Consider the following 21,358-nt stretch of genomic DNA (forward strand, 5'->3'; position numbering starts at 1 on the left):
GGCTTACTGAACTACAAACTTAATAAAGAAAAAGTTCAGTCTATAAATGTACTAAAATCTTAGCATCTTTCAAATAATTACTGATCAAAACCGGCTTCGGTAATTCATCTATTTTTTCGGAGCTATACAAGCCTAGTCTTGTTTCCTGTTCTACTATGTCTTTTAGCCTGTTGCTCAGCTTTATAAGGTGAAATTTGGCCGTTATTTTTTGATGGCTCAGGATGTGTTTGAACTCTTTTTTGGGGATTAAAAGCTGGTCGGGTTGCACAGGTATTCCGGCTGCATTCAGTTCATTCAGTATCGCCTCCGTTTCAAGGGTTTTGTCAGGGCTTTCGTGCAGGTAAAAGTCGTAAAGGCCCTGCCAGATGTCACCTTCCAGTCTTTTGCGCATATAATACTGTCCCTGCCACTCAAAAACCAGGTAATGGAAGTAGCGCGGGCGCGCTGCTTTGGCTTTCGATTTTACGGGTAGTTCCTGCACCAGGCCATGTGTAAAGGCAGAACAAGTCTGCTGAAACGGACAAAACAGGCAATCGGGCATAATGGGAGTGCATTGTATGGCCCCAAACTCCATTATCGCCTGGTTGTAAGTGTCCGGCTCATCAGCGGGCACCAACTGGTCGGCCTGCAGTTGGAAAACTTTGCGGGAAGAGGGAACTGCAATGTCATCAGAAATACCAAACACACGGGAAAGTACTCTGAATACGTTACCATCCAGCACGGCTACCTGTTCTTTAAAAGCAAAAGCAGCAATGGCAGCGGCCGTATAGTTGCCAACTCCCTTTAGTTTCAGTAGTTCGCTGTAGCTACCCGGAAAGTTGCCGCCATACTCCTGCACAATCTGTTTGGCCGTATGGTGCATGTTGCGTGCCCGCGAGTAGTAGCCTAGTCCCTGCCATAGTCTTAGAACTTCATCATCGGGCGCTGCGGCAAGGGTCTGTACGGTGGGGTAAGCTTCTGTAAATTTCAGGTAATAAGGTAGCCCCTGGTTTACGCGCGTCTGTTGTAGTATAACTTCTGATAACCAGATGTGATAAGGGTTAGTAGTAGCTCGCCACGGTAAATTTCTTTTGTTCCGGTTATACCAGTTTATCAGCGTCTGAGAGAAATAGGAGGGGTTATTTGACATATACAATTATGCAATGCGTGGTAAAGTAGAACTGATAAAGTTATAGTTTTGTTCTGATACCTGTGCAAATAGCTGAGGATCAGAATACCTGCAGTTGTGCAAGGCGGGTCAGGAAAAATTATGCAATGGGTTTGTAACAGGCTGAGTAGATGAGCTTAAGAATTAGGAATTTATAGTTAATAATTTAAGCATAAAACTTTTACATCTCGAAAAGTAAAATTACCTTTGTGCCCCGAAAATGACGGACTTGGTACAATTGCCGCCTCCTAATATTGGAAATTTATCATATTTTATAATTCATAAAACTTAAGAAAGTGACTAAAGCAGAAGTAATATCAGAAATTGCTGATAAAACAGGGATTGATAAGGCTGATGTTCAATCTACCATCGAGGCTTTTTTCAAAGTAGTGAAAGACTCAATGGCAGATGGTAACAACATCTACGTGAGAGGTTTTGGTAGCTTTGTAAATAAGAAGCGCGCCAAAAAAGTAGCTCGTAATATCTCTAAAAATACGTCTATTATTATTGATGAGCACTTTATTCCTAGCTTCAAGCCTTCTAAAACCTTCATCGCGAAGATTAAGAACAGCAAAAAGATCAAAGAACTGGCTCATTCTTAATTCTTTCGTATCTTTGCCGTCTGATTTTGCTATTCTTTAATTAACAGCTACTCAATTTTTAAGCATGACACGTAACCAGATTATATTAGTTATTGTGGCGATTGCCCTGGTAGCAGGTATATTCTTCCTGCCTAAAGTAGTTGTTAACGAAGATGATAAGGATAATCTGGCGAAAGGCGATACAGAAACTGCTATGCCGGAAGGCCACTCAGCTGATGATGGCCACGGGCATGGCGAAGAAGCTGCTACCAGTGCTGACCCGCATGCTACTACTGCAACACCGGAGCAAATGATGGAGCTGGCTACTGTTAGAGCCCGTTACAACAAAGCAACCGACAAGCAGCAGCGCACTTTGCTGGCAACTGAACTGGCTGAAGCCTATACAGCTGTGGCTAAATTTGACAGTGCAGGTTATTATTTCGAGACAGTAGCGGAGGCCAGACCAGGCGAGCGCATTTTCAAGAAAGCCGGCGATAGCTACTTTAGTGCTTTTACGTACGCTGCAACACAGGAACGTGCTGCTGAGATGGGTGTTAAAGCCCGTACCATGTACGAGAAAGTGCTGAAGAATAACCCATCTGATCTGGATGCGAAAACGAACGTAGCTATGACCTACATTGCAAGCGCAAGCCCAATGCAGGGAATCACGATGCTGCGTGAAGTGATTGCAGCCGACCCGGACAACGAGAAGGCGCTCTTTAACTTAGGCATCCTTTCAGTGCAGACCAAGCAGTACGATAAGGCGCTTGGCCACTTTGAGAAGCTGGTTGAAGTAAACCCTGAGCACGTGGAAGGTAACTTCTACTTGGCAGTATCGCTGGCTGAGACCGGGCAGAATGAAAGAGCAAAGGCCTTGTTTAACAAGGTAAAAACAATGAAAGATGATCCGGCGCTGGCAGCCTCAGTTGATGAGTATCTGGCCCGACTTAATTAGTATTAAAGAAATTATTCACAAATACAAAACTTCAAGACTATGCCTTGCGGAAAGAAAAGAAAAAGACATAAGATCGCTACACACAAAAGAAAGAAGCGCCTAAGAAAAAACAGACACAAGAAGAAGTAATTTCTTCTGCGTTTTAGGGAGCCCACTTTGCTACCGCATTGTGGGCTTTGGTCTATACATCCACCTAATCTTTGAGAGAAATTGAGTAATGAACTAATTATCAATTCTACTCAGGATGGAGAACGCATTGCACTCTTACAGGACAAACGCCTTGTAGAATACCACTACGAGAAGAAAGATACCAACTATATAGTTGGCGATATCTTTCTGGGTACTGTTAAGAAAGTAATGCCAGGCCTAAATGCTGCCTTTATTGATATTGGTTACCAGAAAGATGCTTTCCTGCATTATCATGATCTGGGAGCCAACATCAAAACACTTAACAAATTTGTTAAGGTAGCACAGACTCAGAAGAACGCGTCGCCTAAACTAAACCAGTTAAAATTTGAGCCTGAAATAGACAAGCTGGGCAAAATAGCTGATGTTCTTAAAAAAGGACAGCAGCTGTTAGTGCAGATTGTGAAAGAACCTATTTCAACGAAAGGTCCACGCTTATCCTGCGAAATTTCTCTTGCAGGGCGATACTTAGTACTCGTGCCGTTCTCAAACACGGTAAGTGTATCCAAAAAGATCGTGAGCAAGGATGAGCGCACCCGTTTAAAACGTTTGATCACGTCGATCAAGCCGGAAAATTTTGGTGTTATCATCCGTACAGTGGCCGAAGGGCGTGATGTGGCAGAACTCGACAGAGACATGCGCAACATGCTTACTAACTGGGACGAAGGTTTTACAACGCTGAAAACAGCGAAACCTTGCGATAAAGTTATAGGTGAACTCGGTCGTTCTTCTTCCATTTTGAGGGATTTGCTGAACGAAAGTTTTGACAACATAATAGTGGACGATGTCCAGCTATATGACGAGATCAAGACATACATCGGAAGTATTGCACCGGATAAATTAAAGATCCTGAAGCAGTACTCCGGCAAAACCAAAACCTTTGAACACTTCCACATCGAGAAACAGCTGAAGGCTGCTTTCGGCAAAACGGTAACTATACCAGGCGGCGGATACCTGGTAATTGAACACACCGAAGCGCTGCATGTAATTGATGTGAACAGTGGGAATAAATCTAATACCGAAACCGATCAGGAGGCCACGGCTCTGAACGTGAACATGATGGCAGCCCGCGAAGTGGCACGCCAGTTACGTCTCCGGGATATAGGTGGTATCATTGTAATTGACTTCATCGACATGAAGTCGCCGGAAAACCGCCAGAAAGTATACGAGGTTGTAAAAGAAGAACTAAGAACAGACCGTTCGAAGTCTACAGTTCTGCCAATCTCTAAATTCGGCCTGATGCAAATAACGCGTCAGCGTGTGAGGCCGGAGCAAAACATTATAACCGGCGAGGTTTGCCCTACCTGTGGCGGAACCGGTAAAATAACAGCCAGTATACTGGTTACCGATGAAATTGAAGCAGCTGTAGAAGACCTGCTTGTAAGCCACAACCAGAAAGGCCTGACCATTTATGTGCATCCGTTTGTGTATGATTATTACACAAAAGGCATTGTATCAAAGCAAATGAAATGGTTCTTTAAATATTTCAGGTGGGTGAGCTTAGTGAAAGATACTTCGTTAGGCATTACAGACTTTAAAGTGCTGGATGACCGTGGTGAAGACATCGAATTACGCACTGCCTTCGCAGAGGAACTGGAAGTGTCGGAAAAAGAAGATTAATTTATAAGTAAAGAGCCGCCCCGATTTTTTCGGGGCGGCTCTTTTGTTTTTATAGTTTGGTAACTATAGTTTAGAACTTCACGCCCACATCTATCGATACACCATTGTTCTTTAATGAAATGTTCTTGTCTCCAAGCTTCTCGCTATAGTATTTGTTATCTATATCGGACAAGCCGCGGTGGTAGGTTAAGCCGGCAAACAATTTAGTGCTCTCCCCAAACTGGAACTCTGTACCGCCACCCAGCATAACGTCTGCTTCAAAAACGTTAAAGCGCTTAGCTGTTTTCTCGCTGTCTATTACCTTTTTATCATTTACTTTAGCAGCCACTTTAGTATTAAGCGAACCTCCTACCTGGAAGTATAAAATAGTGGCCGGAGCAATTTCGTTGGTAAAGAGCTTTAGGGTTAGCGGTAATTCAATGTATTGTATCGCAATATCATCCTGGCCAGCTATAGTTGTAGATGTGCCGCCATTGTCGATTCGGGTATAGTTGTAGCTTATTTCGCTGCCTTTGCTGCGGTAAACCAAACCGGTACTGAAAGCATAGTTCTGAGCGAAAAAGTAGTCAGCAATAACTCCCACACCCAGGCGCAGTTTGTTGCTCTCTCTTTCAAAATTATACTTGTCTTCAGCAATAAAACGATTGCTTGATATGGTAGGTGACACCATTAATCCGATCTCGATCTGTGCGGAAGCACCGTAGCCAAAACCCAGAAAAAGCAATAAAAGTGTTAGTTTCTTCATTTGAATAAGTGGTTTGTAATATTCGTGTTACCTTAGTACGTAGGAACCTTCTATTTTTGTACAAAAATAAACAGTTATGTCATATAGATTAGTATATATAGCCATAGTTCTTTTTTTAGCCAGCTGCAGCAAGAAGGGTTGCGACTTACCAAACGAGATCGAACGCATACCAATGGAGGTGAAAATCGACCGTTTGGAGAAAGGTTTCTTTGCTTTTGATAACGAAGAACAGGTAAGAGGTTTCCTGAAAGAGCAGTCTCTTTTTGCTGATAAATTTTTGCAGCAGAACCAGTACCCGCACGATTCTATATTGGTGAACTCATTGGTAGGGCTGGCTACAAACCCTTCGTTAGACTCTTTGGCGCAGCAAGCTATCAAAAAGTTTGGTGACATGAGCGAAGAAGAGAAGCAGCTTGAATCGGCCTTTAAGGTTATTAAATTTAATTACCCGGATTTTGAGGCGCCACAGGTAAAAACGTTTGTATCGGGCCTGGGCCAGGACCTGATGGTTTCGGATAGCCTGATAGTTTTCGGGATAGATTATTTTATTGGTAAGGACGCCCTGTACCGCCCGGATACTTACGATTATATTCTGAAACGTTATGAGCGGCCTAACATGGTTCCGGCTGCTTTGCTGCTGTTATCTAACCGGTACAACAAAGCCGATTTCTTAGACAGGTCGATGCTTTCGGAGATGATAAATGCCGGCAAAGCCTATTACTTTGTAGAAACGATAATGCCCTGTACTCCTGATTCAACTATAATCGGTTACAGCGGGCAGCAGCTGGCAGACGTGCATCATAACGAAGGCCGCATCTGGGCACATTTTATAGAGAAAAGCCTGCTTTATGAAAAGAACCCGTTCCAGGTGCAAAAGTATATTGGCGAGCGCCCCAACACTCCTGAAATTGATGGAAATGCTCCTGGTCGTTTGGGTACATGGGTTGGCTGGCAGATTGTGCGCAAGTACATGGAGCGTAACCCGAAAGTAACATTGCCCGAGCTAATGGCCGACACAGACTTTAAAAAGATATTCGCCGAATCGAAATATAAACCCGAAAAGCGCTAACTGCTTTACCTGCCCTTTTAATGCACATCACCATTTTACACCAGCACCACGCCAGCCCGGATTGCCCGGCTACGTGCAGGCAATATTCTTTTATGGAGAAGCTTGCCAGGCGGCATGAAATTACGCTGGTGGCCACCAATGCCTGGCGCAAGCTGCAGGTAACGCATAGCTATAGTTGGGTGCCAAAAAGAGTGGAACTGAAAGAGTGTAAGGTACCATATGCCAACAAAATGGGCGTAGTAATGCGGATGCTCTCGTTTGTAGGGTTTGCAGCCTGTGCATTTTATAAACTGATGCGCCTGAAAAAGCCTGATGTACTATGGGCGGTCTCGGTGCCGTTGTCGGTGCCATTTGTAGTGGCGCAGGTTGCCAGGTTGCGCAATGTGCCGTGGGTTTTTGAGGTGCAGGACCTGTGGCCAAGCTTCCCGATAGAGATGGGTGCGGTGAAGTATAAATGGATGCAGCGCCTGCTCTATAAAATGGAATACAGCCTGTATAAAAGCGCTTCTCACATTATCACGCTCTCCCCGGACATGACGGCCTATGTAGTAGCGCAAGGCATAGATCCGGCAAAAGTTACCACCATACTTAACGGGACCGATATTGAGAAAGCAGATGCTGTAACCGAAGCGGATATTGAAAAGCTCAGAACCAACTATAAGCTACATGGCAAACAGGTGGTGTTGTATGCAGGTACGTATGGCCGTGCCAACGATATACCAACTATAATGCAAACTATAGAGTTACTGGCCACTGACCCAACTATAGTTTTTGTGTTAACCGGAACAGGCTATTACGAAGCGCTGTTGCAGGAACTGGCGCAGCGTGTACCAAATTTACTGTTGCTGCCACCGCAATCCCGCGACCAGGTATTCGGGTTGTTTAAATTAGCTGATCTGTCGTTGGTTACTTTTAATGATCTTCCTGTTTTAGCATCTAATTCGCCGGCCAAGTTTTATGATAGTTTAGCTTGTGGTACTCCGGTTATAGTTACCAACCCCGGCTGGACCAAAACTTTTGTTGAGAACTATAGTTGCGGCTGGTACACCCCGGCCGAACAACCTGCTAAACTCGCACAAACTATAAAACAGGTATTGAATAATAAGCAAACCTTAATCGAAGCTGGTAACAGAGGACAACAAGTTGCAGCAACATTATTTGACAGACAGCAACTGGTGAAAGACCTTGAAGCTAAATTGCTTGAAGTAGTAAGCAAGCACGAGGCTGTTACCAGGTAATTATCCCATAAAAAGAATAAAATATTCAGTTAAGTATATATTTATTTGATCTTTATCACTTAACTTGAGGTGTTAATATTATCTGTGTAAGGCACTTTGCCAAAAGCCTATGAAAACAAGCTGGGTGTGCGCTTACTTCCACCTAATCATTTACAAGTATGTTTAAATCTTTACTATGTGGCAGTTATTCCAGATACCTGCTCTTATCTCTTCTATTTTCCTTATTAGCACCTTCTCTAGCTTATTCCCAAAACAGTGCGTCGCTGGATAGTGCCTGGAAAAGCTTTTACAGCAATGACCGCCAGCAGGCAAGAGAATTGTTTACAAAAGCTACAAAGGATGTATCTACAAAGGCGGAAGCATTTCTGGGACTTTCATTGCTGGCAACTATAGATAAAACAAATTCAGAAGCATTTGCAGAGTATACCCGCTTTGTGGCTGCCAACCCGGCACATTACCCTTATACTTTCGCACTTTGGAGTACACCCGCTGTAACAGCTGGTGGTGGCAAAAAATCTCAGGCCCAACTGGCGTATCTACAGAATCTGGCGAATGATACGCGGGCTAATGGTACCTTACGGGCAATGGCACAAAGTATAACTGGCAGCCATTACGAAGCCATAAATAATCAAAAGCAGGCAGAAGCGTCTTACAGCCAAATAGGAGCCATAACAGACTGGCAGATTGTAGGTGAATTTGAGAACATATCAGCAAGCGGATTTAATAAGGCATATGGCCCTATAAAACAAGGCGGAAGTGATGCTGTTTTTACAAACAAGGCTGGTGCAAAAGTAAAATGGTTCAACCTGCCGGCTTTCCGTTCGGATAGATGGATAGATTTTACATACCATTTTTATACACACAACTCCGTAATTTATGCTCAGACGTTTGTAAACAGCCCTGCAGAACAGGAAGTTGAGCTGCGTATGGGTGTTTCAGGCTCGTTAAAAGCCTGGGTAAATGATAAGCTAGTACTTGCTGAGCAGGAGGAACGCAACAACGACCTTGATACATACCTGACAACTGTAAAACTCAACAAAGGATATAACCGCCTGCTTGTACAGGTAGCTGAAAGTTATGCAGACCGCTCTAATTTTATGGCGCGTCTCACAGATAATACTGGCAAGCCTATTACAGGTCTTGGCTTTTCGAAAGAGCCACAGGTTTATACGCCTGAGAATAGTTATGTAGCGAAAGCAGTACCTATGTTTGCTGAAGTGTACTTTGAAGATCTTGTAAAAAAGGAACCAACAAAAGCATTAAACCATATCCTGTTGGGCCACACATACCTGCGAAACGAGAAAAAGTATGAGGCACGCAAGGCATTTATGGCCGCTCAGAAACTAGCCCCTGAATCGAGCTACATCATGAGCTTACTCATTGAGCTTTACCAGCGTGAAGATAACAGAACACAGCTGGCAACAGCCTTGGAATGGCTAAAAGACAACGATCCTGAAAATCCTTTTTCTCTGAACCTGCTCTTTAATGATGAAGTTGACAAAGAGAATTACGACAATGCAGCAGCTATCTTATCAAAAATAGAAAAGGCATCTGGCATAGATGAAAATGTATATATCAAAAGACTGAAGCTTTCTTATTTAAACAAGAAAGAAGCGGATATGATAAAGATAGCAGAAGAAGCGTATGCCGCTTTTCCTGAAAATGCTGAATTTGTAAGAATAAAGTACATAATAGAGAAGTCTGTCAGAAAGAACAGTAAGTCTTCTATTGCGATACTTAAAAACTACCTGAAGGAAAATAACCATTACGAACATTCAGAACTTTTGGCAAGTGATTATTTCCAGAAAGGAAATGTGGCGGACGGACTGAAAATATACGAAGCAGCTGTTGCAAGAATACCGGTAGCAGTTGGATATCAATACAAGCTTGGAACAGTATACGCCGGACTGCAGGATTATAAAAATGCAGAAATAGCTTACCGCAAAGCCATTAACATATCGCCTTATATTGGCATGTACTGGGCGGAATTAGGAAAAACACTGAACAACGTTGGTAACAAAACAGAAGCTATTGCATCTTACAGGAAAGCTGTTGAATACGAGCCTACCGATTTCAGCAGTATTAAGGAGCTTCGCAAACTGGAGAACAAGAAAGATGTTTTCGATTACTTCCCGGCAGTAGATGTGTATGCTTTATTTAAAGCTGCTCCCGGAGTTGATGCCTATCCTGAAGACCGTAGCCTTGTTGTGCACGATGAAGTACAGCGTGTTGTTTATAAAAGCGGTGCATCTGAAGAAAAACACATTTTTGTGTTGAAGGTATTGGATGAGCAAGGTGTTGATAACTGGAAGGAGTATAACATAGGCTATAACAGTGATCAGCGTTTAGTTGTAGAGAAAGCCGAAGTAATAAAACGGAACGGCACAAAAGTACCTGCTGAAACAAATGACAACCAACTGGTATTTACCAACCTGGAAGCAGGTGATGCGATACATTTTACCTATAAGCTTGAAAACTATAACAAAGGTCGTTTAGCGTCTCATTTCTGGCATAAATATTACTTCCAGCATTCTCTGCCTTACCTTAGAACCAAGTATAGCCTGCTTATTTCTCCGGATGTAAAGTTCCAGTATAAGATGAGCCAGGAGCCCTTAGAGCCTGTTACATCTAAACCAGACGCTGATTTTGATTTTTATGTATGGGAGAAAACAAACCAGAAAGGGCTGAATTACGAGGATAAGATGCCAGCATTAGCTGACGTGGGCCAGGCACTGCATTTATCATCTATACCTGACTGGAACTATGTAAGCAACTGGTACTCTGACCTTGCATCTGAGAAAGCAAAAGCTGACTTTGAAGTAAAAGAAGTAGTAGCTGAACTGTTTAAAGATAAAACTAAGCTAACCGCAGAAGCTAAGATAAAAATCATATACGATTACATTATCAATAACATCAGGTATAGTTCTGTGTCATTCCGCCAAAGTGGTCTTATCCCACAGAAAGCTTCTACAGTTTTAAATACACGCATCGGCGATTGCAAAGACGTATCTACCTTGTTTGTATCAATGTGTAAAGAAGTTGGCGTAGAAGCAGGACTTGTACTGGTGAATACCCGTGAGAATGGTTTAAATGACCTGGATCTCCCTTCGATAGAGTTTAACCACTGTATTGCAAAAGTAGACCTGAATGGAAAAACGCATTACATGGAGCTAACATCTAACTATCTGCCGTTCGGGAGTTTGTATAGTAGCGCGCTTAACTCAAGAACTTTAGAAATTAAAGATGAAAAGCATACGCAGCCATTAGCGCTTGGCTATTTGAACCCAACTGTTCGCAAGCCAAATAACATTGACCGCAAAACAACTATAACTATAAAAGACAGAAGCCTGGAGGTAAGTGAGACGAACTATAATACTGCCTCTATGGCTGCATCCAACAAAGCGCGTTACCGCCATTTGAGCAACAAAGAACGCGAGAAAGAAATACAGGATGGCCTTAAGTCTTACTATACTAACGCCAGTATCAAGAAGCTTGAGTTTACCGGCCTGGAAGATGTAGCAGATACAGTAGGCAGTAAAATAGAGTATACCTTACAGGATATTATTACTCAGGTAGGTGGAATGTCGTTGTTCTCTTTACCGTGGAGCAGCAAAGCTTCTTCCAGCGATTTTGTTGTGAACGAAGACCGAATGTTCCCGATCGATCTTTCGCAGGTAAAATATGCGGATATGGACAGAGAGACTATCACTATCAATATTCCGACAAACAAGACGCTGGTAGAGGTGCCTAAAACTATAAACTACTCCTGTGCTTATGCAGACTATACCTTATCATGCAAAAAGGTGAATAATACGCTGCAGTTTACACGAGAGCTAAAGTATAAAGGCGACGTAATTCCGACAGCGAGTGTACCTGAGTTCAGTGCTTTCTATAAGAAAGTGATCGAGGCAGATGCTAAACAAATCGGTATTAAGTAAGCCATCATGGTTTTTAAAATAAAAAAGGGAGAAGCGATTCTCCCTTTTTTATTTATAGTTAGTGATAAGTTATAGCTCTGAGTAGGGCTACACTTACTTTCTTAACATATCTTTAAAAGTTTCTTTACCGAGTGGCAGTTGTTTCAGGTTATTGATCAGCATTAGAGCCCGATCGACGCGGAGTTGGCTGCTTTTGACCTGGGATACATAGTAGATGATATAACGCAGCTTTCCTGGCGGAAGCAATTCAAACCTGCGCTTGCCTTCATCATCCTGGCTTAGCAATTCAGTTAGTTCCTCAGGCATTTCGATGCCAAATTCACTTTCATCTTTTTGTAAACTGACCTGAACTTCACTTCCAGCTGACAAGCCAAGTTGTTTTAGCCGCACATTGTTAATACTGATATAACCGCTGCCGCCACCCAATGCCACCAAGCCACCCTGAAACGTTAGCTTGTCATTAATGGTGCACAGTAAGCGAGCTTTAAAACTACCTCCCAGCTGCTGCACTACTTCAGGAGGCACTTCTATGTAATGGCCCGGTAGGTGAGGTAGCTTATTAATGTACGTTTTATAGTTTATAGTTGACATAACCTTAAACAGCCGGCGCTATAGTTGGTGCCGAACTATAGTTTATAGTTTCACGGTTGCGGTCGGCCCAGTATGCCCAGATGATGAGCAGCCACTGCATTTGTCCGCCCCAGGCTACAGCCTCCATACTTGGCGGCACCGGCCCGAACAGGTTCATGAAATGTATAACTACTAAAAATGTGATCAGTGCCCAGAAACTATAAATGCCAGTTTTGTTCTTTGCTTTAGTAGTTCTCAGGTACAGCCACAGGCAAACTATAAACAGAAGCCCTTCCACAACTATAGTTGCTATAGTGGAAGTCCATAAACCAAGGCCCAGCTTAGGAGCATCGCCAGGGTAAAGGGGCAGGTCGGGTACATGAACGATAAGATCTAAAAGCCAGTGGCTGACAACCAGCAGACCAAGTACAACCGCCGAACGCGTATCTTTTTTGATAAGCCAGTAAACTAACCCGAACAGTAACCCCCAGCCCAGCACCAGCAGCAAACTATGGGAGATTGGATAGCTTGTAAACTTGAGCGGCACCAGTACGTCCGGGTTTGGTGAGATCATGGCCTGCTCCAGGTTCAGCATCAGCAACGTAGGCCAAAGCAGATCCAGGAACTGCGCAGCCAGGAACAAAGTGCCTAAAGATGGTTTTGGCGCTGCGGCCTTACCTGCCAGACCTACAGCAAAATGACCTAGAAACATGGGAGTGATTATAGTTTAGTTGATAATCGCTTTTATAAATGTTAGCGTGGGTTTACTTTTCGTACTATAGAGAATTTGTAATGTTAGCTAATTTATGGTCTTTCCGTGACAATAGAACCACTAGGGATACAAGTATGCCAAATGCAATAGCTCCATAAGGGTTGTACTGATCATTAAAAGTTAACAGACTGATAGCTGAACCAATCATTAGTGCGCCAGCGAGGCCAGAAAGAAAGCCTTTTTTTAGTGAAAGCACTCCTACTAATGCCCAGGAAATAATAAACGCTAAAAACCCTAACGGCATAAACGGCTCCCATCCGGTACCCTGTAAAAAAAGATGCCTGATAGCTACACCCACTGCATACGTCAGGCTACTGAACACAACTGCCAGGCAAACTGCTTTAAATAATCTGCCACCTGCTTTTTCGAAAGCTAACATTTTAAGGCCAAAAGGGGCGCCCACCAATACTAAGCCCAGCGCCAGGAAAGGAATCAGGTCTGCGCTTGTGCGGAAGAAGTGAGGTGGGTTGCCCGCAGGACGTAGCGACAAAATTAATCCTGCTGCAAGCCAAAGCATAGCACCCAAAAGGGTAACCCAATTACTATACCTATTCGAGGACATCGTTTTGTATGTGATCATATCAAATAAGGAAGGTAAAAGCTTCGCTTAATGTTAGTTAGTAATGATGTTTCCCCTGCCAGACCAACAGCAAAATGACTTGGGATCATAGGGTTGAGATTGTTTGGGTAGATGGCCGCTTTTTATATACTCGTTCGAGCTATCGTATTAGTTGTTAATTTAAAAGTTATCTAATGGTATATTTTATTTTCTCTACTATCCTGGGTCGTTTTAACTCCGTATCATCAATTGAATAAAATCTAATTTCTGAGGGTAAATAAAAATCACCGGCCTTCTCAAAATCAGCAATATAAATTTCATCATATGTATAATCTCCATCAGATAAACTGCTAGCATGAATGATTAATTTGCCTTCTATTCTATCTACTTGATTGTAGTTTTTGTTGAACCTCAAAATCAAATCTTTAAGATAATAATTGATGCGTTCATCTTGAGTGACAACTGAATAATATATGTATTGATCATTTTCAAATTTTTTTGACAATGAATCACTGGCTGAAAAAAACGGGAAAGTAGTCACACTCCAAAGCTTACTGGATTTTAAGCTTTTTTTAAAATTATCATCTATCTGCTCATAATGGAATTCACGAGTTATACTATTCAGTGAATCGTATTCAAATATGCCTTTATGAAATTCCCTTCGCTTAATGTGCTTAAGTGCATATTCCTGATAATCAAATAAAGACTTATCTATTTGAATGGGATTAACCTGAGAGAATGATTGTATATACAAACTAGCGATTAGTATAACTGTCAATAGATATTTCATGCTCAGGTTTAGTTTAAACTATTTAAAAGTTGATATAGAGAGCTAAGCTATAAGTAAAGCTATCTAATATAGCCTAAAAACTATACACCAACAAAAAAGCCAACCGCAGCTATAGTTGCAGCAGGCTTTTATAATTTACAGATTTTAGCTTCTTAAATTCCTCCCAGTTTATTTTCCGGGTCGTCTGGTATATTCGGGAAGTTTTTCTGGAAGAAGGCGCAGAAATGAGTGAGGGGGCATTCTTCGCATTTCGGTCGGCGGGCTATGCAGATGTAGCGGCCATGAAGTATAAGCCAGTGGTGTGCTTTGGCAATCAGTTCTTCGGGCAAATTACTTACCAGTTCGCGTTCAACTTCCAGTGGCGTCTTCGCTTTCTTATCTACTAACCCCAGGCGCTTACTAACCCGGAACACGTGCGTATCTACGGCCATGGCAGGCTGGTTCCAGATAACCGAAACGATGACGTTAGCTGTTTTGCGACCTACGCCGGGCAGTTTTACCAGTTCCTCTACAGTGCTGGGTACTTCGGAGTTAAATTGCTCTACCAGCATGCGGCCTAAACCTGCCAGGTGCTTTGCCTTGTTGTTCGGGTACGATATACTTCTGATGTACTCAAATATCTCTTCCGGCGCGGCAGCAGCAAGTGCCTCCGGTGTGGGGTAAGCTTCGAAAAGGGCAGGCGTAACCATGTTTACGCGCTTATCGGTGCACTGCGCACTCAGCACAACGGCAAGTATAAGCTCGTAGGGGTTAGTATAAGCCAGTTCGGTTTCAGGCTCCGGAAAGTTATTCGTGAAATAATCGATCAGGAGCTTGTAGCGTTCTTTTTTGCGCATAAAAAAAGTTTGCAGTCGGTTAAGACTGCAAACTTAAGCTTTTTGAGTAATTCAGGATGTTATTTATAGCGCGGTTGCTCGGGCTTTTCGTAGCGCCGTCTAATAGTCTTTGGATCAGCAGGAGATCGGAGCAGTCGTCGGCCAACTCGTTGTCGTGCATAAGTGCTACCTCCAGCTGCTTGCGGGCATCATCTGCCAACTCATTGTATACATACTGGATAAGCTCATTCTGAGTAGATGTTTTTATCATAAGCAATATTACCGTTTAGCATCTTCTTCCTGAGATTGATAAGCGCATAGCGCATACGGCCCAGGGCTGTGTTAATGCTCACACCGGTAGCGTCTGCTATCTCCTGAAAGCTCATGTCGGCGTAATGGCGCATCATAAGCACTTCCCGCTGCGTTTGTGGCAGCGTCTGGATAAGCTCGCGTAAACGAACGCAGGTGTCTTCTTTTATCTGCAGCGACTCGGCAGAGTCGGCGGCAAATGCAAGCGTGTTAAACACATTGCTTCCGTCTTCCAGCGTGATCATCGGGCTGCGTTTCTCTTTCCTGAAAAAGTCGATTGCCAGGTTATGGGCAATACGACATATCCAGGACGAAAACTTGCCTTCTTCATTATACCGTCCGCTCTTCATGGTGTGGATCGCTTTAATAAAAGCATCCTGCATTAGGTCTTCGGCCGTGTACGTGTCCTTAACGATCAAAACGATCGTTGTAAATACTTTGTTCTTGTGTCGGTTTACTAACTGTTCGAACGCATTCTCATTACCTGAGATGTAGAGCGAGACTAAAGCAGAGTCGCTCATCTGGGTAGTTGTATTCATCGTAAAGCTACATTAGTTTAACGTAGAGCTTTATATCATATTGTGCGTTTTAGGGTTTTTGAACAGTTTTATTTAAGAATGGTAAATCAAATATATGTAATGCTTTTTGTTTGTGCAACAGGTGCCGGAGCTTAAGTCATAAAAAACTTACCTAACCTTCCCCTGATCGTTCCTTTGCAAACAAAGGCAATCTATTTTTAGTAAAGATGTATACGTTGGTAAAGTATAAAAGAGTATGCTTTTAATTTAATTTATTTATCCACATATAGTAAATTGCTGTATAGTAACATATTAGATTTCATATAAACTATAAAAAGGAAGGGCAGCAAACTATAGTTCCTAATTGGTAGACGTATAAAAAAAGCCTGCGAAGCTATAGTGATGGTTGCAGCTTCGCAGGCTTTTTAAGTCCTGTTATTTTTCTGAAAAATTAGATCGCCTGGTAGTCCATAATCCCTAAACGCATCTGGAAAACCTGAGCTATGCTTAATGCTTTCTGTTTAATCTCTTCTGCTCTGGGGCCTTCAAAAAGTTCATCAACAGTCTTTACAAATAGCTCTATCCAGCGGGTAAAATGCTCTTTGTATATAGGTAGCTTCATGTGTTTCGGAAAAGGTTGCCCTTTGTAAGTCATGTTCCCAAAAAGCACCGTGCTCCAGAAGTTATACATCAGTGGCAAATGGTGTTCCCAGTCGATTTTGGCAAAGCCGTTAAAGATCGGATCCAGCAGGTCGTCTTTATTTACGTGACCATAAAACGTATCTACCAGCACCTTTATATCTTCTTCGTTTTCTATGTCCCGCTTCATTGCAGCTATTTTTCTATGTAAATACTTTTCTACGATGCAAGTATAGACTATAAGCTGTGCTCATAAAATGACATTGGTCAGTATCAGGAAATTAGTAAGTTATAGTTTTACAATTGTCATTTCGACGCAAGTAGAAATCTGGGTTCTATAGGTGGATATCTTCCAACTTGAACCAAGCCATCGTTTCAAATTCCCTCTAATCCTAGGAGCTTTACTTACTAATTGTTTCAAACCAGCTTTGGTGCCCTCACGGCCGGGAGGCCCCGTCTTTGGGCATCGCGCTGTGCGAATCTCTTTTGCTCGTACCTCGCAATGCCTTTCGGCACCAGATATTCACAAGGCGCTCAACCCAAAGACTGCGATCTCTCTCATAGCCACCGCCTATCTATAGTTTGAACTGATAAGCTCCGAGTTTTATCGTGGCTATATTTCCGTAGGGACAGGTCGCGACCTGTCCGCTCCATATCGTGAACTATAGAACTACAACTCCAACTATAGCAAAGGTAGAAAGTCCCCCTTTGAAGGGGGCAAAGGGGGATGTTAAACTGGACCAGATCTCTCACGCTGTTCGAGATGACAAATTGAAGAGGAATAGTAGAAAAAATCCCTCTCCTGTTTTGGGGGTAGGGGGCCCTCTTCAAAAGGAGAGGGCTGGGGTGAGGTAAACCTTAACTATAGAACAACAAAAAACCTTCGCTGAGCTTTACTGGGCCTGGCGAAGGTTTCCTGAAATAATCGGTATGTAAAAGTTTTATCCTCTGTCGTATTTCTTTAAACGGTTGAGTATAAGTAAAATGCGTCGGTTAATCTCTCGTTCTTCCACTGGTTTGCACTGCGCCGAAATATCGCATGGCTTCTGCAGTTTTTGTTCCAGGGCTTTCAGGTGGTCCAGGTAGCACTCTAAGGTGGTGCACGATACGTTCTTTAATGAGGCTTCTTTGGTGTTTGCTATGCCGTTCTTTAAGTTTATAGCTTTGGCAATCTCTGCATTTATCAGCTTAGTTACGTCTGTACTTGTCGTAATTTCCTGCTGGTACACCTTCTTCTCAATGTTTCCCAATAAACTCTTGATGTCCAGTAATTCCATAGTGTCAATATCTAATAGTAAAAAAAATCTTTAAAGCGTATGCTTCCGCGCTCCACAAGGTACCAAACCGGAGCATACCATTTAAACCGTAAAGGCAATGTTTATAATAAGATAACTTGTGTGCGCTATTCTTTACACAACTATAACAGAAATGCAGTGCAGGCGCACAGATTAAAGAACGGTGGGGATCTGCTGAGGAAAAAATACCCCGTCCTCTAAAAAGTTATACTTCTAAGCTAACTACTGTGTTGCAGTATTGTTAATAAAAAAGCAAAAAAGTAAATATATTTATTGCAAGATGCTGTAAGTCAGTGATGTGTGTTGATTTTGCGTTTCTGTATTAGCTGACAGGAGATAAAGTTGTGTGAGCTATAGTTAAAATATGGCTCGCGGAATTAATAAAACTATAGCCCGAAGTTAAATACATTGCCCTGCTGCTTACCTTTGCAGTTTGCTATAGGCCGGCAACTATAACGCTGGGTATAGTACAACGATTTTACAAGGTGCAAAATGAAAGGTAAGAAGGGGTTAGGAGCTATAAAACACGACCCGTACGCCGTGCTTCGGTTGCCGGAGTTCAGGCTATATATATCTGCGCGTTTGTGCATTACGCTGGCCATGCAGATACAGGCCGTTATAGTTGGCTGGCAGATCTACGATATCACCAAAGACCCGCTTTCGCTTGGCCTTATCGGCTTAGCCGAAGCGATACCATCTATCGTTGTGTCGTTGTATGCCGGTTATTTAGCTGATATGGTACCGCGCAAAAAGATCATCATGGTCGTGATATCGTTGCTGATGTTATGCTCTGTGGCGCTGCTTTACTTTACCCTGGATATTAGTAATACAATTGCGCTGTTTGGAGTGTTGCCAATTTACGTGATCATTTTTATAAGCGGTATTGCCCGGGGTTTTATGAACCCGGCCGTGTTTTCGTTTATGCCGCAGCTGGTATCGGGCAAGCAACTATACGCTAACGCTATAACCTGGAGCAGCACTACCTGGCAGGCAGCCTCGTTGGTTGGTCCTGCTATTGGTGGTTTGGTGTATGGTTTTTATGGCATTACGGCTGCCTACGCTACCGATGCTGTACTGGTGTTTCTGTCCCTGGTATCTTTTGCCTTGATCGGGGCGAAGCCGTTGCCGGAGAATATCAACCCGCAGAACATGAAGGAGAGTCTGAAATCAGGTGTAAGATTCGTGTTCGGAAACCAGGTTATACTTAATGCTATTTCGCTGGATATGTTTGCCGTGCTGTTTGGTGGGGCTGTAGCGCTGCTGCCTATTTTTGCTTCGGATATTTTAAAGATCGGTCCGGAAGGGTTAGGCTTTTTGCGCGCCGCGCCGGCGGTAGGCTCAGTGGTTATGGCAATCTGGATGGCTTACCACCCGATAACCGTGCAGGCGGGCAAAAAGATGCTGTGGTGCGTAGCTGGTTTTGGGGTGAGCCTGATTTTGTTCGGTTTCTCTACTAACTTCTGGTTCTCATTGGTCATGCTCATATTAAGCGGCGCTTTCGATAGTATCAGTGTCATTATCCGCTCTACGCTTATCCATACGCTTACTCCGGAATACATGAAAGGACGCGTATCATCAGTTAACAGTATTTTTGTGGGGTCTTCTAATGAGATAGGGGCTTTCAGGGCTGGTGCTATGGCCAAATTGCTGGGTGCGGTTCCGTCGGTAGTGCTAGGCGGATTAATAACGCTGGGTGTGGTAGGTGTTACAGCCTGGAAAGCAGATAAACTCAGAACCCTGGACCTGGAGCCGCAAACTGCCTGAACCTAACTATAAACTATAGTTAAACACAAACGGCACTGCTGAATTGCAGTGCCGTTTGTGTGCTACTTGCTTTCTGATTTCTGAGTTTCAGTGGTTGCAGCAGCTTTTTTGCTTTTGTGCGGGCGTCTGTTGCCATACGTGCCCTTTGTGATCTTGCCTTTTCTGGATTTTTTATCTCCTTTTCCCATAAGTGGTTTAGTTAGTTAGCTGATGCCTACTAATACGGGTAAGGCACGTCAACAGGTTATAAGTTTAAACTATAGTTTCAGATTCAGGCTGTTCCGGTTACTCGAGTAATATGCGTTGGTGGACTACCTGGCTACCAGTTGCTGCTGTCAGGAAGTATAAGCCTTTGTATTGTTTCAACTCCGCCATGGGTAATTCTAACAAATGGCTTTCGCTTCTTACGGTTTTAGAATACACCACTCTGCCTGTCATGTCTTTTAGTTGCACAAGCGTTTCGAGGTTAGCTGCGTTACTGATCGCAATATTGCAATCTCCGTTACGGCAAGGGTTTGGCACTAGCGCTAGTTTCATTGTTTCGGATGCATCCCAGTTTACGGCTATAGTCTTAGAGTAACTTGTGGTGTTATCGAAGTCGACTTGCTTTAAGCGGTAATAGTTTATGCCTTTCAGAGGAAGCTTGTCTGTTAAACTATAATTTGAGGTTACAGATGTTGTGCCGCGGCCCTGAACTATTGCTATTGCTTCATAGGTCTTACCGTTTCCGCTGCGCTCTACTGCAAAATGACTGTTGTTAATTTCGCTGGCCGTTTCCCATTTTAAATCAATTCCGCTTTCTGTTGCCTTACCTTTAAAACTGGTTAGTTCAACTGGGAGAGGGGTGATGTCGCCGCATTCAGCGTCTTCTGGAAGCCTAATAGGGATTTGTTCATTTTGCCTTCCTGCCTCAGCATATTCTATAGTCATAGTAAGTGTTCTGTCTTGCCCGGGAGAATCAAAGGAATTAGCATTAACTTCTATAATTGTAGATCCGATAATCTCTTCTTCATCTCCAATTTCTATAATTCCGCTACTAGCATGGCTTGGGTTGAATCTAATCCGATCAATTGCAGGACAGTCATTCTCACCACCTTGATTTATCTGGTAGTCAACAGAAATCAGGTACATGTCAGGATTGCCTTCTACAAATACAATCGAGACGTAACCTATAGAAATACAGGAGCCATCTGTATAGTTACATGGAATAGGTTCGGAATTCCCATTGCCCTGTGCTAATAGCTTGCTTGGTATTAAACCATAAATAAGTAAGCTGATAAGTATTAGTAAAGAAGTAAACTTTTTCATAGCGTGGGTATTTAGGTACAGTCTCACATAGCATCAGCTGCATACCCGGCGTAAATGGGTAACGAAGTGTTTTGCCTTAAGGCAGGGTGTGGCACTAAGGCCAGCGTAGAGGAAGTGTGTTGTTGCGCTTACAACCAGGAGTGTAAATTACCTGGCATTGTGGAAGCCAGGCAAACCGTGTCGGAAGAATAACTTGAGGCACAGCCTGCGGCAGCCAAACATATGCAGCGGCTATATACAGGTGTACGATTACTATACTTTCACGTTAGATTTAAACTGGTCTTTTTTGTGAAAATCAATACAAATTTGGCGAACACTGTATAGCACTGTCCCAGCAAACATCTTGGCAAAAGCTAAACCTTTTTAAGCTTGCTGCTGTTACAAAAAGATGCTTTAACCCGTTGCGATGAGCGATTTTCAGGAATTGCAGTTCGCGCCAACTATAGGATGATGCATACCGGATAAACTGCTTCTTAAAGTAGGCGGGTATTCGTAACTTTACACAATTATAAAAAGAAAGAAAATGGCTGCAGCAACGGC

Annotated in this window: 21 protein-coding genes; 8 read left to right on the forward strand and 13 right to left on the reverse strand. The window is 43.0% G+C overall.

Going from position 1 to position 21,358, the window contains the following annotated elements; translation table 11 throughout:
• Positions 1-40 precede the first annotated feature (40 nt).
• Positions 41-1,129: an A/G-specific adenine glycosylase gene (gene mutY, locus ABS362_RS11095; RefSeq protein ID WP_350412548.1), complete on the reverse strand. Its 1,089-nt coding sequence runs from the start codon at positions 1,127-1,129 to the stop codon at positions 41-43.
• A 314-nt stretch (positions 1,130-1,443) separates the two neighbouring features.
• On the opposite strand from mutY, the gene ABS362_RS11100 reads away from it, so the two are divergent.
• The 3 genes from ABS362_RS11100 (at position 1,444) to ABS362_RS11110 (ending at position 4,489) form a co-directional block, all read left to right on the forward strand.
• The gene (locus tag ABS362_RS11100) at positions 1,444-1,749 is read left to right on the forward strand and encodes an HU family DNA-binding protein (protein ID WP_007655567.1); all 306 of its coding nucleotides are present in this window, start codon (positions 1,444-1,446) and stop codon (positions 1,747-1,749) included.
• 64 nt (positions 1,750-1,813) lie between these two features.
• Entirely contained in the window at positions 1,814-2,683 is an 870-nt protein-coding gene (locus ABS362_RS11105) for a tetratricopeptide repeat protein (protein ID WP_350412549.1), read from the forward strand.
• 210 nt (positions 2,684-2,893) lie between these two features.
• Positions 2,894-4,489 (forward strand): Rne/Rng family ribonuclease, encoded by a 1,596-nt coding sequence (locus tag ABS362_RS11110; RefSeq protein ID WP_350412550.1) that lies wholly within the window; start codon positions 2,894-2,896, stop codon positions 4,487-4,489.
• A 70-nt stretch (positions 4,490-4,559) separates the two neighbouring features.
• Here the strand turns inward: ABS362_RS11110 and ABS362_RS11115 are convergent, their stop codons facing one another.
• On the reverse strand, positions 4,560-5,234 hold the full coding sequence (locus tag ABS362_RS11115; RefSeq protein ID WP_350412551.1) for a porin family protein: 675 nt from the start codon (positions 5,232-5,234) through the stop codon (positions 4,560-4,562).
• Between the two features lie 76 nt (positions 5,235-5,310).
• Here ABS362_RS11115 and gldB point away from each other — a divergent pair, with 76 nt between their 5' ends.
• From gldB to ABS362_RS11130, 3 genes are all read left to right on the forward strand, one after another.
• Complete coding sequence (gene gldB, locus ABS362_RS11120) at positions 5,311-6,303, forward strand: gliding motility lipoprotein GldB (protein ID WP_350412552.1); 993 nt, start codon at positions 5,311-5,313, stop codon at positions 6,301-6,303.
• A gap of 20 nt (positions 6,304-6,323) precedes the next feature.
• Positions 6,324-7,541, forward strand: coding sequence for a glycosyltransferase family 4 protein (locus ABS362_RS11125; RefSeq protein ID WP_350412553.1), 1,218 nt, complete (start codon positions 6,324-6,326; stop codon positions 7,539-7,541).
• 158 nt (positions 7,542-7,699) lie between these two features.
• On the forward strand, positions 7,700-11,479 hold the full coding sequence (locus ABS362_RS11130) for a DUF3857 domain-containing protein (protein ID WP_350412554.1): 3,780 nt from the start codon (positions 7,700-7,702) through the stop codon (positions 11,477-11,479).
• 93 nt (positions 11,480-11,572) lie between these two features.
• Here ABS362_RS11130 and ABS362_RS11135 read toward each other — a convergent pair whose 3' ends face one another.
• The 9 genes from ABS362_RS11135 to ABS362_RS11175 form a co-directional block, all read right to left on the reverse strand.
• Positions 11,573-12,070 carry a YdeI/OmpD-associated family protein gene (locus ABS362_RS11135; RefSeq protein ID WP_350412555.1) on the reverse strand — a complete coding sequence of 166 codons (498 nt, stop codon included), beginning with the start codon at positions 12,068-12,070 and terminating at the stop codon, positions 11,573-11,575.
• 4 nt (positions 12,071-12,074) lie between these two features.
• Entirely contained in the window at positions 12,075-12,761 is a 687-nt protein-coding gene (locus tag ABS362_RS11140) for a hypothetical protein (protein ID WP_350412556.1), read from the reverse strand.
• Positions 12,762-12,825: 64 nt separating this feature from the next.
• Entirely contained in the window at positions 12,826-13,401 is a 576-nt protein-coding gene (locus ABS362_RS11145) for a hypothetical protein (RefSeq protein ID WP_350412557.1), read from the reverse strand.
• A gap of 166 nt (positions 13,402-13,567) precedes the next feature.
• Positions 13,568-14,170: a hypothetical protein gene (locus ABS362_RS11150; RefSeq protein WP_350412558.1), complete on the reverse strand. Its 603-nt coding sequence runs from the start codon at positions 14,168-14,170 to the stop codon at positions 13,568-13,570.
• A 152-nt stretch (positions 14,171-14,322) separates the two neighbouring features.
• Complete coding sequence (gene nth, locus ABS362_RS11155; protein ID WP_187033989.1) at positions 14,323-15,006, reverse strand: endonuclease III; 684 nt, start codon at positions 15,004-15,006, stop codon at positions 14,323-14,325.
• A gap of 19 nt (positions 15,007-15,025) precedes the next feature.
• On the reverse strand, positions 15,026-15,256 hold the full coding sequence (locus ABS362_RS11160; protein WP_350412559.1) for a hypothetical protein: 231 nt from the start codon (positions 15,254-15,256) through the stop codon (positions 15,026-15,028).
• A complete protein-coding gene (locus tag ABS362_RS11165; RefSeq protein WP_350412560.1) occupies positions 15,231-15,833 on the reverse strand; it encodes an RNA polymerase sigma factor in 603 nt (200 codons plus the stop codon). Before ABS362_RS11165 ends, ABS362_RS11160 begins: the two co-directional genes overlap by 26 nt.
• A gap of 430 nt (positions 15,834-16,263) precedes the next feature.
• Positions 16,264-16,641, reverse strand: coding sequence for a group III truncated hemoglobin (locus tag ABS362_RS11170; RefSeq protein ID WP_350412561.1), 378 nt, complete (start codon positions 16,639-16,641; stop codon positions 16,264-16,266).
• A 751-nt stretch (positions 16,642-17,392) separates the two neighbouring features.
• On the reverse strand, positions 17,393-17,728 hold the full coding sequence (locus tag ABS362_RS11175) for a hypothetical protein (RefSeq protein WP_350412562.1): 336 nt from the start codon (positions 17,726-17,728) through the stop codon (positions 17,393-17,395).
• A 510-nt stretch (positions 17,729-18,238) separates the two neighbouring features.
• On the opposite strand from ABS362_RS11175, the gene ABS362_RS11180 reads away from it, so the two are divergent.
• Entirely contained in the window at positions 18,239-19,510 is a 1,272-nt protein-coding gene (locus ABS362_RS11180; protein WP_350412563.1) for an MFS transporter, read from the forward strand.
• 62 nt (positions 19,511-19,572) lie between these two features.
• Here ABS362_RS11180 and ABS362_RS11185 read toward each other — a convergent pair whose 3' ends face one another.
• Together ABS362_RS11185 and ABS362_RS11190 are read right to left on the reverse strand one after the other, a co-directional pair.
• Positions 19,573-19,698 (reverse strand): 30S ribosomal protein THX, encoded by a 126-nt coding sequence (locus tag ABS362_RS11185; RefSeq protein ID WP_162428455.1) that lies wholly within the window; start codon positions 19,696-19,698, stop codon positions 19,573-19,575.
• Positions 19,699-19,795: 97 nt separating this feature from the next.
• Positions 19,796-20,818: a T9SS type A sorting domain-containing protein gene (locus tag ABS362_RS11190; RefSeq protein WP_350412565.1), complete on the reverse strand. Its 1,023-nt coding sequence runs from the start codon at positions 20,816-20,818 to the stop codon at positions 19,796-19,798.
• Positions 20,819-20,872: 54 nt separating this feature from the next.
• On the opposite strand from ABS362_RS11190, the gene ABS362_RS11195 reads away from it, so the two are divergent.
• On the forward strand, positions 20,873-21,010 hold the full coding sequence (locus ABS362_RS11195; protein WP_350412566.1) for a hypothetical protein: 138 nt from the start codon (positions 20,873-20,875) through the stop codon (positions 21,008-21,010).
• Positions 21,011-21,358 lie beyond the last annotated feature (348 nt).

Source organism: Pontibacter populi, from assembly GCF_040278685.1.
Classification (GTDB): Bacteria; Bacteroidota; Bacteroidia; order Cytophagales; family Hymenobacteraceae; genus Pontibacter; species Pontibacter populi.

Coding starts and splice junctions, on each gene's coding strand:
- ABS362_RS11190 (WP_350412565.1), bottom strand. CDS start 20,818: ATGAAAAAGTTTACTTCTTTACTAATACTTATCAGCTTACTTATTTAT.
- ABS362_RS11140 (WP_350412556.1), bottom strand. CDS start 12,761: ATGTTTCTAGGTCATTTTGCTGTAGGTCTGGCAGGTAAGGCCGCAGCG.
- ABS362_RS11170 (WP_350412561.1), bottom strand. CDS start 16,641: ATGAAGCGGGACATAGAAAACGAAGAAGATATAAAGGTGCTGGTAGAT.
- gldB (WP_350412552.1), top strand. CDS start 5,311: ATGTCATATAGATTAGTATATATAGCCATAGTTCTTTTTTTAGCCAGC.
- ABS362_RS11105 (WP_350412549.1), top strand. CDS start 1,814: ATGACACGTAACCAGATTATATTAGTTATTGTGGCGATTGCCCTGGTA.
- ABS362_RS11195 (WP_350412566.1), top strand. CDS start 20,873: ATGGGTAACGAAGTGTTTTGCCTTAAGGCAGGGTGTGGCACTAAGGCC.
- ABS362_RS11130 (WP_350412554.1), top strand. CDS start 7,700: ATGTTTAAATCTTTACTATGTGGCAGTTATTCCAGATACCTGCTCTTA.
- ABS362_RS11165 (WP_350412560.1), bottom strand. CDS start 15,833: ATGAATACAACTACCCAGATGAGCGACTCTGCTTTAGTCTCGCTCTAC.
- ABS362_RS11185 (WP_162428455.1), bottom strand. CDS start 19,698: ATGGGAAAAGGAGATAAAAAATCCAGAAAAGGCAAGATCACAAAGGGC.
- ABS362_RS11175 (WP_350412562.1), bottom strand. CDS start 17,728: ATGGAATTACTGGACATCAAGAGTTTATTGGGAAACATTGAGAAGAAG.
- ABS362_RS11150 (WP_350412558.1), bottom strand. CDS start 14,170: ATGAAATATCTATTGACAGTTATACTAATCGCTAGTTTGTATATACAA.
- ABS362_RS11180 (WP_350412563.1), top strand. CDS start 18,239: ATGAAAGGTAAGAAGGGGTTAGGAGCTATAAAACACGACCCGTACGCC.
- ABS362_RS11115 (WP_350412551.1), bottom strand. CDS start 5,234: ATGAAGAAACTAACACTTTTATTGCTTTTTCTGGGTTTTGGCTACGGT.
- ABS362_RS11160 (WP_350412559.1), bottom strand. CDS start 15,256: ATGATAAAAACATCTACTCAGAATGAGCTTATCCAGTATGTATACAAT.
- ABS362_RS11125 (WP_350412553.1), top strand. CDS start 6,324: ATGCACATCACCATTTTACACCAGCACCACGCCAGCCCGGATTGCCCG.
- ABS362_RS11145 (WP_350412557.1), bottom strand. CDS start 13,401: ATGATCACATACAAAACGATGTCCTCGAATAGGTATAGTAATTGGGTT.
- mutY (WP_350412548.1), bottom strand. CDS start 1,129: ATGTCAAATAACCCCTCCTATTTCTCTCAGACGCTGATAAACTGGTAT.
- ABS362_RS11135 (WP_350412555.1), bottom strand. CDS start 12,070: ATGTCAACTATAAACTATAAAACGTACATTAATAAGCTACCTCACCTA.
- nth (WP_187033989.1), bottom strand. CDS start 15,006: ATGCGCAAAAAAGAACGCTACAAGCTCCTGATCGATTATTTCACGAAT.